Source organism: Pseudomonas sp. TH04, from assembly GCF_016651355.1.
Lineage (GTDB): Bacteria > Pseudomonadota > Gammaproteobacteria > Pseudomonadales > Pseudomonadaceae > Aquipseudomonas > Aquipseudomonas fluorescens.
The window spans coordinates 1,768,821-1,781,563 of sequence record NZ_JAEKEA010000001.1; the positions used below are offsets into that span (position 1 = coordinate 1,768,821).

The 12,743-nt window shown below is 56.4% G+C and carries 11 protein-coding genes; all 11 read right to left on the minus strand.

Annotated elements, in window-relative coordinates:
• Window positions 1-6 precede the first annotated feature (6 nt).
• Window positions 7-1,266, minus strand: coding sequence for an O-antigen translocase (locus tag JFT85_RS07850; protein WP_073636981.1), 1,260 nt, complete (start codon window positions 1,264-1,266; stop codon window positions 7-9).
• A 2-nt stretch (window positions 1,267-1,268) separates the two neighbouring features.
• Complete coding sequence (locus JFT85_RS07855) at window positions 1,269-2,399, minus strand: DegT/DnrJ/EryC1/StrS family aminotransferase (RefSeq protein ID WP_053255104.1); 1,131 nt, start codon at window positions 2,397-2,399, stop codon at window positions 1,269-1,271.
• Window positions 2,400-3,482: 1,083 nt separating this feature from the next.
• Complete coding sequence (locus tag JFT85_RS07860) at window positions 3,483-3,728, minus strand: lipopolysaccharide assembly protein LapA domain-containing protein (protein ID WP_053255103.1); 246 nt, start codon at window positions 3,726-3,728, stop codon at window positions 3,483-3,485.
• A 24-nt stretch (window positions 3,729-3,752) separates the two neighbouring features.
• Window positions 3,753-4,049 carry an integration host factor subunit beta gene (gene ihfB, locus JFT85_RS07865; RefSeq protein WP_003218804.1) on the minus strand — a complete coding sequence of 99 codons (297 nt, stop codon included), beginning with the start codon at window positions 4,047-4,049 and terminating at the stop codon, window positions 3,753-3,755.
• Window positions 4,050-4,181: 132 nt separating this feature from the next.
• Window positions 4,182-4,466: a hypothetical protein gene (locus JFT85_RS07870; protein WP_069553074.1), complete on the minus strand. Its 285-nt coding sequence runs from the start codon at window positions 4,464-4,466 to the stop codon at window positions 4,182-4,184.
• Between the two features lie 160 nt (window positions 4,467-4,626).
• Entirely contained in the window at window positions 4,627-6,321 is a 1,695-nt protein-coding gene (gene rpsA / locus JFT85_RS07875) for a 30S ribosomal protein S1 (protein WP_017136102.1), read from the minus strand.
• 119 nt (window positions 6,322-6,440) lie between these two features.
• The gene (gene cmk / locus JFT85_RS07880; protein ID WP_016971485.1) at window positions 6,441-7,130 is read right to left on the minus strand and encodes a (d)CMP kinase; all 690 of its coding nucleotides are present in this window, start codon (window positions 7,128-7,130) and stop codon (window positions 6,441-6,443) included.
• Window positions 7,127-9,337, minus strand: a complete 2,211-nt coding sequence (locus JFT85_RS07885) for a bifunctional prephenate dehydrogenase/3-phosphoshikimate 1-carboxyvinyltransferase (RefSeq protein ID WP_069553073.1) — start codon at window positions 9,335-9,337, stop codon at window positions 7,127-7,129. Before JFT85_RS07885 ends, cmk begins: the two co-directional genes overlap by 4 nt.
• Before the next feature lie 28 nt (window positions 9,338-9,365).
• Complete coding sequence (gene hisC, locus JFT85_RS07890) at window positions 9,366-10,478, minus strand: histidinol-phosphate transaminase (protein WP_069553072.1); 1,113 nt, start codon at window positions 10,476-10,478, stop codon at window positions 9,366-9,368.
• A gap of 9 nt (window positions 10,479-10,487) precedes the next feature.
• On the minus strand, window positions 10,488-11,582 hold the full coding sequence (gene pheA / locus JFT85_RS07895) for a prephenate dehydratase (RefSeq protein ID WP_003218812.1): 1,095 nt from the start codon (window positions 11,580-11,582) through the stop codon (window positions 10,488-10,490).
• Window positions 11,582-12,667, minus strand: a complete 1,086-nt coding sequence (serC, locus tag JFT85_RS07900) for a 3-phosphoserine/phosphohydroxythreonine transaminase (protein ID WP_053255098.1) — start codon at window positions 12,665-12,667, stop codon at window positions 11,582-11,584. Before serC ends, pheA begins: the two co-directional genes overlap by 1 nt.
• Window positions 12,668-12,743: the final 76 nt, after the last annotated feature.

The following is a 12,743-nucleotide window of genomic DNA, read 5'->3' on the forward strand; positions in this document are numbered from 1 at the left end:
ACGTCCTCACCCAGCGTTATTTTTATTTAATTTTCTGTAAATAAGAAAATACATGACTAGCCAGTACACCCCGTAGTTAAGCGCATGTGCCCACGTCACCCCGACAGGGCCGCCTACCTTTGTCAGTGCGACGGTCAACAGGTAGAACCCAAGTGAAAAAAACACTTCCGTAAGGATATACATCTTCACCATTGCCTTGCCCAACATCAGGTAGGCAAGTATCCAACTGGCAATCTTCAGCGTGTCACCAAGCATCTGCCAGGCAAAAAAGTCTCTCATCGGGCTAAACGCGCCGGTGAACAGCAGACCGATTATGAAATCTCTTAAAAGATAGATAACCAAACCACAGACCATGGCAACAGGCAAAATCAATTTGTAGCCTTGGATAATCTCTCTCTTAATCTCCTGAGGGTCGACCAACTCGGACAACTTGGGTAAAAAATACAACCCGAGCGTTGTGGTCACCAGCAATAGATAAGCCGTACTTAAACGCCACATGGCCTCCCAGTACCCCGCTGTTTCCCAGCCAAATTCCGAGCCCAGATAGTTCCGCACCAGGATATGACTAACCGGCACGCAGGCCGCTGTCGTGAGCGCCATTGCAGTAAATTTGGTCAAATTTATCGCGACTTGTTTATCCAGCTTTCCAAACAGATTCGACAAACGAAACCACGGTGTTCTGTAGCACAGCAGGCATGTCACAAAAAAAGCGATTGACTGATACAACACCAACGAAATCAGTGCGCCGTACAAGCCAAACTGAGTCACCATGACGATAATGACTAAAAGCGAAAGAACGCTTCCTCCGATGTTTGCGAGAATGTATCGATTGATTTCCTTTTTGCCGTTAAGGATCGCAAGCAGCAGTGTATTGAATGAAAAAAAGATAAGCGTAGCCGCGCACCAGATGAAAACGCTGTAGAGCGATTCGTCGTTAAAACACCATACCGCCAGGGGTTTACTGAATAGAATAATAAGGATGGAAGTCAACACGGAGCCAACACAAGCAATCGTACCCGCCGTGCGCCATACGCGGTGCTGCGCGCCCTCATCGTCTTGATATTCAGCGGTGTATTTCGTCACGCCGGTACTGATGGCGCCCGTTGAGAAGGTGGTCACCATCTGCACTGCGTTTTGGAACTGGCCCAGCGCTGCGTATCCAGAGGGCCCCACATAGATGGCCAACATTTTATTGATGCCCAACAAGGTGAGCATTTTAATCACTACAGCAATGCCGTTGAGAAAGCTTGTTTTAAGCAGTGTCATATTCAGGCTTCTGCAGAAAAGCTGTTACAGGCTTCAATAACACCCTGCATCTCGGCATCCGTCATGACCGGGCTCATCGGCAGGCTCAAGACTTCCTGATGAATACGCTCGGTAAGGGGAAACGATTTATTATAAAAATCAGCACCCACATAGGCCTGTTGCTGATGAGGCGGGATCGGGTAATGAATTAATGTTTGAACGCCTGACGCAGTAAGATGAGATTGCAGCTTTTCACGCTGCTCAGAGCGCACGACAAACAGGTGCCAAACATGTGCGGTGTGGCTCATCACGTCAACGTCACCGCCCAAGGGCAGCTTGATCGAAGGGTTGTTTATTCCGGCCATATAAGTGGCCGCCACACGTCGACGCGCTTCGGTCTGGGCCTCCAGGTATTTGAGTTTGACACTCAACATGGCAGCTTGAATCTCATCCAGCCGGCTATTCACGCCCTGGACGAGGTTTTTGTACTTTTCATGTGAACCGTAGTTTCGTAATGCCTGAATCATGCTGACCAAGTCAGCATCACTGGAAGTAATGGCCCCGGCATCACCCAACGCCCCCAGGTTTTTACCTGGGTAGAAGCTGAACCCTGATGCATCCCCCCAGTTACCCGCACACTTACCCTCGATCTGAGCGCCATGCGCCTGAGCAGAGTCTTCCAGCACCAGCAGATTCTCACGCTTGGCGATTGCGTTGATTGCGGGCATATCGGCCAACTGCCCATAGAGATGGACCGGCAGGATCAATCGAGTTTTTTCTGTCAGCGCGCGCTCAACGTTCTTGGGGCAAAGGTTATAGGTATCCTCGTCAGGCTCGACCAAAATCGGTTTTAGATTATTTTCCGTGACGGCCAACAGTGTCGCGATATAAGTATTAGCTGGGACAATCACCTCATCGTGATCCTTGAGCTTTCCCAGCGCTTTCCAAGCGCGAATCGTCAATGTCAGAGCATCCAGCCCGTTGGCTACGCCAACACAGCGGCTCGCGCCCGTGTAGGCGGCGAACTCTTCCTCGAACCGCTTGAGGTGCTCGCCCTGAATATACCAACCCGAGTCAATGACACGTGTGGCAGCGTCCACCAGCTCTTCACGGAGTGTCTTGTTCAATGATTTTAGATCGAGAAATTGAATCATCAAAATTACCTGGCTTCGGTGCTACGTTATTAGGTGCCTGGGGCAAAGTCGGCTTCTGCGCCACTTTTTCGTAGAGGAGAGCTTCCCTGCCACACCCTCACTGCTAACGGTTAGAGACGGGGCGGAAAGAATAACGCGCTTTAGGTTTAAACATAATCATGTCTGAAACACGTCCTTCACCATTCAGATTTTTCCTGTCACCCCAGTGGAATTTTACGTAAACCTTTTCCTACAAAATACGCTACCGGGACAGCACCCAGGGTTCGATGCTGTAACCGCTGGAGCCAAGCAGCCTGGTCTTTGGCTCACACCTTACGGGCTACTCACCCTCGAGCCGGGTGGTTGATTCGTTTTCGCCTAGGCGACTACTACAAAAAAGAAACCCGCGGATGTCGGCAGCTACGCCGTGCTATCAAGGACATGCGGGGGCCCTAGATGATACAGCGCTCACTCTCCAATTCAACAAAACTGAACGATCAAAGCGCTTTTACGCGCTCATGGCTTATCGCAATGATTCTGATCTGCCATATACGGCAAGTAACTCAGCAATCTCCTGCGCTTAAAATTAGTTGCATAGCTCACAAACTTATTATCGATAATGGCTCGATCAAAACGCATACTCGATAGCGCCAGACACGATAGATGAGCACAACTATTTAAGCTTTATCAGGCGGCAACTTGAGCGATACTTGATTAAGTAATAGCGCATTGCTAAAGCCCACTTGTCGCTGGGCAGTGCAACACGTGACTTGTTTTACATATTGAAATCGCTTTAAACACCGAGCAACACGGCGACGATTTGCGCTAAGGAATCAACGGATTTCTTTGATTGAGCCGCTATGAGGGCAGCGTGCAGAGGCGGGAGAGACGGAGGGAGCAGAGCTCGAATAGCGCCAGGTATGGCTGGAGAGTCCTGGAAACGATATCTATAACAAATTTGCGCGGCACAACTTATACGCATTCAAGAGCAGGTCGCTGCAAGCGAGGACGATCGGAATGGCGAAAACACCAGAAGACTGGCTTGCCACTCCATAGAGCCAGCAGGCTCGGCACTCATCAAGACACCCTCGCAAATGTGCCCGACTAGATGCGTCCCGTTGTGCTCGATTTCTGCCGCCGGCTACGCGAAATCCCAACGCCGAGCAGTGGACCAATCAGCATGCCAATGATCAGCGCCGCCACGACAAATACCGCTACGGGCATCTGCGCAGTGCCCCAACCGAAAAACGAAAGGGAGACGCTTTGTTGGTTTTCCAACACAAAGCCTAAAACCACCAGTGCAATAACCAATGCCACCAGCACCAGGACAGCGCGCTTAACCCCACGCATAACTTTCTCCTACTTCAAAAAGACTCAGACGCCTTCTTCTTCGTCTTCGTTCACTCGATCACGCAGCTCCTTGCCCGGCTTGAAGTGAGGCACAAACTTACCGTCGAGGCTGACGGATTGCCCGGTCTTCGGGTTACGACCTACACGCGGTGCGCGATAGTGCAAGGAGAAGCTGCCAAACCCACGGATCTCAATTCGGTCTCCGGTGGCCAGACATTGGGACATCTGTTCGAGCATAGTCTTGATAGCCAGCTCCACATCCTTGGATGAAAGCAGCCCTTGATGGGTGACAATTCGTTCGATCAACTCCGACTTCGTCATATTTTTCCCTTCTTTTTCAAGCAGCTAGGAAAAGCGCTTCGAAGGTTTTAGCATGACTCGATGAATTTGAACAGCCCACCCAGCAACTTATCTGCAGCATAGCCAGCCCCCCGCAACCCACGCTTGGCAGCCTCATTTGCAGATCACCAACATGGTGCGAGTAACAGCACCGGCGGGGTTCCAGCCGAACAGGTAGTCGCCCTCTTCATCCTTGGCATCACTGGATCGGGTGACGACCTTGTAGCCCTGCATCTTGCATTCCCGAGCCGCGCGTTTCTCGCACTTATCCCAGTTGCTGCCAAGGCCCGAGCAGTCGATCTCAATGCCACTAACGCCGCGCTTGGCGTGTGTTTTGGCACTGGTGGCAGAGCAGCCAGCAAGTATTACGACCGCGAGCAAAATGATAAGCCTGTTCATTTAAATCCTTATTGAATCAACAACGCTGCAGCGCTTTTATGAAGAACTATAGTCAGTTCTGACACCCGGCTGCGCAGCTTGGTTCTCATTTGTTGATTCAACGAATTTCAGGCACAAAAAAGGGCGACCGAAGTCGCCCTTTTTAATGGTCGGACAGAACTTAGTTCTGTTTTTCCATTTGTGCACGCAGCAGGTCGCCCAGAGTGGTCGGACCCGAAGCGATGTCAGAGGTCGCTGGCTTGTCGCGCAGGCTCTGGATTGCTTCTTTCTCTTCGATCTCGTCTTTCGACTTGATGGAGAGTTGGATCACGCGGCTCTTGCGGTCAACGCTGATGATCTTGGCTTCTACTTCCTGGCCTTCTTTCAGAACGTTGCGCGCGTCTTCAACGCGGTCACGGCTGATTTCGGAGGCTTTCAGAGTCGCTTCGATATCGTCGGCCAGAACGATGATGGCGCCTTTGGCGTCAACTTCTTTCACAGTGCCTTTAACGATTGCGCCTTTGTCGTTCTCTTGAACGTACTCGGAGAACGGATCGCTTTCCAGTTGCTTGATACCCAGGGAGATGCGCTCGCGCTCTGGGTCAACCGACAGGATAACGGTGTCCAGCTCGTCGCCCTTCTTGAAACGACGAACAGCTTCTTCGCCAACTTCGTTCCAGGAGATGTCGGACAGGTGAACCAGGCCGTCGATGCCGCCGTCCAGACCAATGAAGATACCGAAATCGGTGATCGACTTGATGGTGCCGGAGATTTTATCGCCCTTGTTGAACTGGCCAGAGAAATCTTCCCATGGGTTAGATTTGCACTGCTTGATGCCCAGGGAGATACGACGACGCTCTTCGTCGATGTCCAGAACCATAACTTCCACTTCGTCGCCGACTTGTACGACTTTCGAAGGGTGGATGTTTTTGTTGGTCCAGTCCATTTCGGAAACGTGTACCAGGCCTTCCACGCCTTCTTCCAGCTCAGCGAAGCAGCCGTAGTCGGTCAGGTTGGTAACACGCGCGGTTACGCGAGTGCTTTCTGGGTAACGTGCTTTGATAGCAACCCATGGATCTTCGCCCAGCTGCTTCAAGCCCAGGGAAACGCGGTTGCGCTCACGATCGTACTTCAGAACCTTGACATCGATCTCGTCGCCAACGTTGACGATTTCGGAAGGATGCTTGATACGCTTCCAAGCCATGTCGGTAATGTGCAGCAGGCCATCGACGCCACCCAGATCGACGAATGCGCCGTAATCGGTGAGGTTCTTGACGATACCTTTGACTTGTTGGCCTTCCTGCAGGGATTCCAGCAGAGCTTCACGCTCGGCGGAGTTCTCTGCTTCCAGGACGCTGCGACGGGAAACGACAACGTTGTTGCGCTTCTGGTCGAGTTTGATGACCTTGAATTCGAGTTCTTTGCCTTCCAGGTGCGTGGTGTCGCGCACTGGACGAACGTCGACCAAAGAACCTGGCAGGAACGCACGGATGCCGTTAACGTCGACAGTGAAGCCGCCTTTAACCTTACCGTTGATAACGCCCTTGACCACTTCTTCAGCTGCGAAGGCTGCTTCGAGAACAATCCAGCATTCAGCGCGCTTGGCTTTTTCACGGGACAGCTTGGTTTCACCGAAACCGTCTTCAACCGAGTCCAGAGCAACGTGAACTTCGTCACCGACATTGATAGTCAGGTCGCCAGCATCGTTGTAGAACTGTTCCAGCGGGATCAGAGCTTCAGACTTCAGACCAGCGTGAACGGTTACCCAGCGAGCTTGGTAATCGATATCAACGATAACACCGGTGATGATGGAGCCTGCCTGAAGGTTCAGGGTTTTTAGGCTTTCTTCAAAGAGTTCCGCAAAGCTTTCGCTCATTTTAATTCCTGTTGATAAGGGCGAAGAATACGCCCATCTCCACACCCCAGACGGTGTGGGTTAGTTTCAATTAGAAGAAGCACCGCAGGACTATGACTGGTCCCCTGCAGCCTTCTTGGTCACCCGGCGATATCGCGAATGGCGATTTCACTCAAGATGCGTTCCAGCACCTGCTCGATGGACAACTCCGTGGAATCCAGCTGTATGGCGTCAGCCGCCGGCTTGAGCGGGGCTACCGCACGCTGGGTATCACGCTCATCGCGTGCACGGATCTCATCTAGCAGACTCGACAGACTAACACCATCGACTTTGCCCTTCAACTGCAAGTAGCGGCGACGCGCCCGCTCCTCGGCGCTGGCGGTCAGGAAAATCTTCAGCGGCGCATCCGGAAACACCACGGTGCCCATATCGCGGCCATCGGCCACCAGGCCCGGCGGCTCCTGAAAAGCCCGCTGGCGCTGCAGCAAAGCGTCACGCACGGCCGGCAGCGCGGCAACCTGGGACGCCCAGGAGCCCACTTGTTCATTACGCAGATCATCCGTCACATCGTCCCCTTCCAGGATAATGCGCTGGGGATGACCTTCCGTCGCGCCGACGAACTGCACATCAAGGTGCGCCGCCAGCAACTTCAAGGATTCTTCGTTGGTCAGGTCGACGCCATGGTTGCGTGCGGCAAATGCCAGCAGGCGGTAAAGCGCGCCGGAATCCAGCAGGCACCAGCCCAGGCGCTTGGCCAGGATGCCGGCGATCGTGCCTTTGCCCGAGCCACTTGGCCCGTCGATGGTAATCACCGGTGCTTTGATATTCACAATTGAGCCTCTTGGGCAACACGGATGCCGACTTGGGCACACAGTGTAAGAAAATTCGGAAAAGATGTAGCTACGTTGGCGCAGTCACGGATACGAATCGGCGCCGTCGCCCGCAGGGAAGCCACGCTGAATGCCATGGCAATCCGGTGATCGCCATGGGCAAGCACTTCACCGCCGCCCATCAGGCCACCATCAATGATAATCCCATCAGGTGTCGGTTCACACTTCACGCCCAATGCCAGGAGACCGTCGGCCATGACCTGGATACGGTCGGACTCTTTGACTCGCAGCTCTTGAGCACCGCGCAATACCGTGCGGCCCTCGGCACAGGCGGCCGCAACAAACAACACCGGGAACTCATCGATAGCCAACGGCACCAACGCTTCGGGAATTTCGATCCCTTTTAGTGCAGCGGCACGCACCCGCAAGTCAGCCACCGGCTCACCGCCAACTTCCCGCAGGTTTTCCAGGGTGATGTCCGCGCCCATCAACCGCAGAATATCGATCACCCCGGTACGCGTCGGGTTGATACCAACATGTTCCAGGAGCAACTCGGAGCCTTCGGCAATCGACGCCGCCACCAGGAAGAACGCCGAAGAGGAAATATCCCCCGGCACCTCTATATGTGTAGCGGTCAGCGCATGCCCGGATTCCACCGATGCCATCGCCCCTTCCACTACCACCGGGCAGCCAAACCCACGCAGCATTCGCTCGGTGTGGTCACGGGTCGGCGCAGGCTCGATCACCGAGGTTTTACCCGCGGCATACAACCCGGCCAGCAATAGACAGGATTTGACCTGAGCACTGGCCATCGGCAGCGCATAAGTAACCCCCTTCAAGGCCTGACCACCGCGGATAGTCAACGGCGGGCGCCCCTGCGGGCCGGTCTCGATCACCGCCCCCATCTCCCGCAACGGCTCAGCCACGCGGCTCATCGGGCGCTTGGACAGCGAAGCGTCACCCGTCAGCACACTGTCGAAGCGTTGCGCCGCCAGCAAGCCGGACAACAGGCGCATCGACGTGCCCGAGTTACCCAGGTAGATCGGCCCCGGCGCCGGCTTCAAGCCATGCAGGCCTACCCCATGAATGGTCACGCGCCCATGGTGCGGCCCTTCAATCACAACACCCATGTCGCGAAAAGCCTGCAACGTCGCCAGCGCATCTTCACCTTCGAGGAAACCTTCGATCTCGGTCACGCCATCGGCCAACGAACCGAGCATGATCGAGCGATGCGAGATCGACTTGTCGCCCGGCACCCGGATTTGCCCGCTCAAGCGGCCACCCGGGTTGGCGAGGAAGTTCAGCTCATCGGCGTTCACTGCAGTTTCCATATAAGCCCGGCGAGCCAGGATTTTGCTGAAATGCTCACGTGCCACCCGCGCACGGGTGAATACGCCCAACAATTGATGGCCATCCCCGGCATCGACCGCGTCGCGCAAGGCGTCAAGGTCACTGCGGAAGGTGTCCAGGGTGCGCAACACCGCTTCGCGATTGGCGAGGAAGATGTCGTGCCACATCACCGGGTCGCTGCCGGCAATCCGCGTGAAATCACGGAAGCCACCGGCGGCGTAGCGGAAAATATCGAGGTTCTCGTTACGTTTGGCCAGGGAATCCACCAGACCAAATGCCAGCAAATGCGGCAAGTGGCTGGTCGCCGCCAGCACTTCGTCGTGGCGCTCGACCTGCATATGCTCGACATCCGCGCCCAGCTCGCGCCAAAGACGGTCCACCACCGCCAGCGCTACCGGATCGGTTTGCTCAAGCGGCGTCAGGATCACCTTATGGCGACGGAACAGCTGCGCATTGGAGGCTTCCACCCCGCTCTGCTCGGAGCCGGCAATCGGATGGCCCGGTACAAAGCGTGCAGGCATGCCGCCAAAGGCCCGTTGCGCGGCGCGCACCACATTGCCCTTGGCGCTGCCGACGTCCGTCAGGATCGCCTGCCCCAAGTCCATAGCGGCCAGCAAGGCCAGCAACTTCTCCATCGCCAGAATTGGCACGGCGAGCTGGATCACATCGGCGCCCTGGCAAGCGACCGCCAGGTCCGCCTCACAGCGATCCACCACGCCCAGCTCAACCGCCAGCTTGCGCGATTGCGGGTCCAGGTCAACACCGACCACTTCGCCACACAAGCCGCTTTCACGCAGGCCTTTGGCGAAGGAGCCGCCGATCAACCCCAGACCGACCACCACCAGGCGACCGATCATAGGCACAACAGGTTGCAATGCAGTGACATCAACCACGGGCCAGAACCTTGGCCAACGCCTCCAGGAAGCGCGTGTTTTCTGCCGGCAAGCCAATGGTGATACGCAGGTGGTTCGGCATGCCGTAGTTGGCCACCGGGCGCACGATCACGCCTTCGCGCAACAGGCCCTGAAACACCGGCGCAGCCACCTGGCCGAGGTCGACGCAAATGAAGTTGCCCTTGGAAGGGATCCAGCCCAGCCCCAACTCACGGAAACCTTCCTGCAGTTGCAGCATGCCGCTTTCATTGATGCGACGACTTTCTTCCAGGTACTCGGCATCCTTCACCGCCGCACAGGCCGCCGCCAGGGCAAGGCTGTTGACGTTGAACGGCTGGCGCACGCGGTTCAGCACATCGGCGACCACCGCGGTGGACAAGCCGTAACCGACCCGCAGCGACGCCAGGCCATAGGCCTTGGAGAAGGTACGCGAGACCAGCAGGTTGGGGTAAGCCGCAAGGAAATCCAGGCCATCCGGCAGATCGCTGCCTTCGGCGTACTCGATGTAGGCCTCGTCCAGCACGACCAGCACATGCTCCGGCACATCCTGCAGGAAGTCGTTCAGCGCCTGAGCGTCAAACCAGGTACCGGTCGGGTTGTTCGGGTTGGCGATAAACACCACGCGGGTTTGCGCGTCAATGGCCGCCAGCATGGCCGGCAGGTCATGCCCCCAGTCCTTGGCAGGAATAACACGCGCGTCGGCACCGACCGCCTGAGTCACGATCGGGTACACCGCAAACGCGTGCTCGCTGAACACCGCATTCAGACCAGGCGCCAGATAGGCACGCCCCACCAACTCTAGAATATCGTTGGAACCGTTACCCAACGTCACCTGGTTCAGCTCGACCCGGCAGGTTTGCGCGAGCAGCGACTTGAGGGCAAAACCGTTACCGTCCGGATAGCGCGTAAGCTCAGCCAACTCGTCACGAATCGCCGCCAACACTTTGGGGCTCGGGCCCAACGGGTTTTCGTTACTGGCCAGCTTTACGATCCTGGACGGGTCCAGGTTCAACTCACGCGCCAGCTCGTCCACAGGCTTGCCCGGAACGTAGGGCGACAGTTGTTGCACGCCCGGCTGAGCCAGGGCGAGGAAGTTGCCACTCATGTTAAAGCCTCACAAAACCGCTTTCGGGTAAGAGCCCAGCACCTTGAGTGCCACGGCTTCCTGACTGATTTTCTCCAGCACACCTTTAACCAGTGGGTCGCGGTGATGGCCGACGAAGTCGATAAAGAACACATACGTCCATTTACCGCTGCGCGAAGGACGTGTCTCGATTCGCGTCAGGTCAATCCCGTTATCGTGGAACGGCACCAGCAGCTCATGCAGCGCGCCGGGCTTGTTGCTCATGGAGACGATGATTGAAGTCTTGTCATCGCCCGTCGGCGGCACTTCCTGGCTGCCGATCATCAGGAAGCGCGTGGAGTTGTCCGGGCGATCCTCGATTTTCTCGGCCAGGCGCGTCAGGCCATACAGGCCAGCGGCCATGTCGCCGGCAATCGCCGCCGAATTCCACTCACCCTTGACCCGCTTGGCCGCTTCGGCGTTGCTGGACACCGCCACGCGCTCGACATTCGGGTAATGCGCGTCCAGCCACTTGCGGCATTGAGCCAGCGATTGCGCGTGGGAATAGATGCGGCTGATGCTGTCGGTCTTGGTGTTCTCGCCCACCAACAAGTGGTGGTGGATGCGCAGCTCGACTTCGCCGCAGATCACCATGTCGTGCTCAAGGAAGCTGTCCAACGTGTGGTTGACGGCGCCTTCGGTGGAGTTTTCCACCGGCACCACGCCAAAATTCACCGCACCGGCCGCCACTTCACGGAACACTTCGTCGATCGCCGCCATCGGCTTGCTGATCACGGCGTGGCCGAAGTGCTTCATGGCCGCCGCCTGGGTGAAGGTGCCTTCAGGGCCGAGATACGCCACTTTCAGCGGCTGCTCCAGCGCCAGGCATGACGACATGATTTCACGGAACAACCGCGCCATCTCCTCGTTGCCCAACGGGCCCTTGTTGCGCTCCATCACGCGCTTGAGCACCTGGGCTTCGCGCTCAGGCCGGTAGAACACCGGCACTTCGCCTTCAGCCAGTGAGGCCATTTTTACCCGTGCTACTTCTTGGGCGCACCGCGCGCGCTCACTGATCAGCTCCAGAACTTTCTCGTCCAGGCTGTCAATGCGTACGCGCAGGGCCTTGAGTTCTTGCTCAGACATTAGCCGTGTTCCTTTTCGAACTCTGCCATGTAGGAAATCAGCGCCTTGATGGCGTTGATATCGACAGCGTTGTAGATGGAGGCGCGCATGCCACCTACCGAACGGTGGCCCTTGAGGTTCAGCAAGCCGCGCTCGTCGGCACCGGCCAGGAAGGGCTTGTCCAGACGGTCGTCAGCCAGGCGGAACGGCACGTTCATCCACGAGCGGTCGGTCAGGTTGATCGGGTTGCTGTAGAGGCCGCTGGCGTCGATGAAGTCATACAGCGTGCGCTGCTTCTCTTCGTTAAGCTTACCCATGGCCGCCACGCCGCCCTGCTCTTTCAGCCACTCGAACACCAGGCCCGAGAGATACCATGCAAAGGCCGGCGGGGTGTTGTACATCGAACCGTTATCGGCCGCGACCTTGTAGTTGAGCATGGTCGGGCACACCGAACGCGCACGACCCAGCAGGTCTTCGCGGATGATGTTGACCAGAATACCGCTCGGGCCGATGTTCTTCTGCGCACCGGCGTAGATCATGCCGTACTTGGACACATCGATCGGGCGCGACAGAATGTCCGAAGACATGTCACACACCAACGGCACGTCGCCCACTTCCGGCACCCAGTCGAACTCCAGGCCGCCAATGGTTTCGTTGGCGACGTAGTGAACGTAGGCCGCGTTCTTGGACAACTTCCACTCGTTCTGACCGGGAATGGCGAAGTAGTCGTAAGGCTTGGCAGTGCCCGCCACGTTGACGTGGCCGTAGCGCGACGCTTCTTCAATCGCCTTCTGGCCCCAAATGCCGGTGTCGATATAGTCGGCAGTGCCTTGTTCGGGCAACAGGTTCAGCGGGATTTGCGCGAACTGCTGGCTGGCGCCGCCTTGCAGGAACAGCACTTTGTAATTGGAGGGGATGTCCAGCAAGTCGCGCAGATCCTGCTCGGCCTTGGTGGCAATGGACACGAACTCATCGCTGCGATGGCTCATTTCCATCACGGAGAGGCCTTTTCCATGCCAGTCGAGGAGTTCACCCTGCGCGCGCTGCAGGACTGCTTCAGGAAGCGCCGCGGGACCGGCACAGAAGTTATAGGCTCTCTTGCTCACATCCAATCTCACTCTGATCTGGTGGTAGTCACGCAAACATATCAGCCGACACCCGATCCCACACTGGATCTCCATG

What these genes read in the sequence shown, in the direction of transcription:
- hisC (WP_069553072.1), bottom strand. Translation starts at nt 10,478, where the DNA reads ATGAGTGGCAACTTCCTCGCCCTGGCTCAGCCGGGCGTGCAACAACTG.
- rpsA (WP_017136102.1), bottom strand. Translation starts at nt 6,321, where the DNA reads ATGAGCGAAAGCTTTGCGGAACTCTTTGAAGAAAGCCTAAAAACCCTG.
- JFT85_RS07850 (WP_073636981.1), bottom strand. Translation starts at nt 1,266, where the DNA reads ATGACACTGCTTAAAACAAGCTTTCTCAACGGCATTGCTGTAGTGATT.
- JFT85_RS07860 (WP_053255103.1), bottom strand. Translation starts at nt 3,728, where the DNA reads ATGCGTGGGGTTAAGCGCGCTGTCCTGGTGCTGGTGGCATTGGTTATT.
- JFT85_RS07870 (WP_069553074.1), bottom strand. Translation starts at nt 4,466, where the DNA reads ATGAACAGGCTTATCATTTTGCTCGCGGTCGTAATACTTGCTGGCTGC.
- pheA (WP_003218812.1), bottom strand. Translation starts at nt 11,582, where the DNA reads ATGTCTGAGCAAGAACTCAAGGCCCTGCGCGTACGCATTGACAGCCTG.
- JFT85_RS07855 (WP_053255104.1), bottom strand. Translation starts at nt 2,399, where the DNA reads ATGATTCAATTTCTCGATCTAAAATCATTGAACAAGACACTCCGTGAA.
- JFT85_RS07885 (WP_069553073.1), bottom strand. Translation starts at nt 9,337, where the DNA reads ATGATCGGTCGCCTGGTGGTGGTCGGTCTGGGGTTGATCGGCGGCTCC.
- ihfB (WP_003218804.1), bottom strand. Translation starts at nt 4,049, where the DNA reads ATGACGAAGTCGGAGTTGATCGAACGAATTGTCACCCATCAAGGGCTG.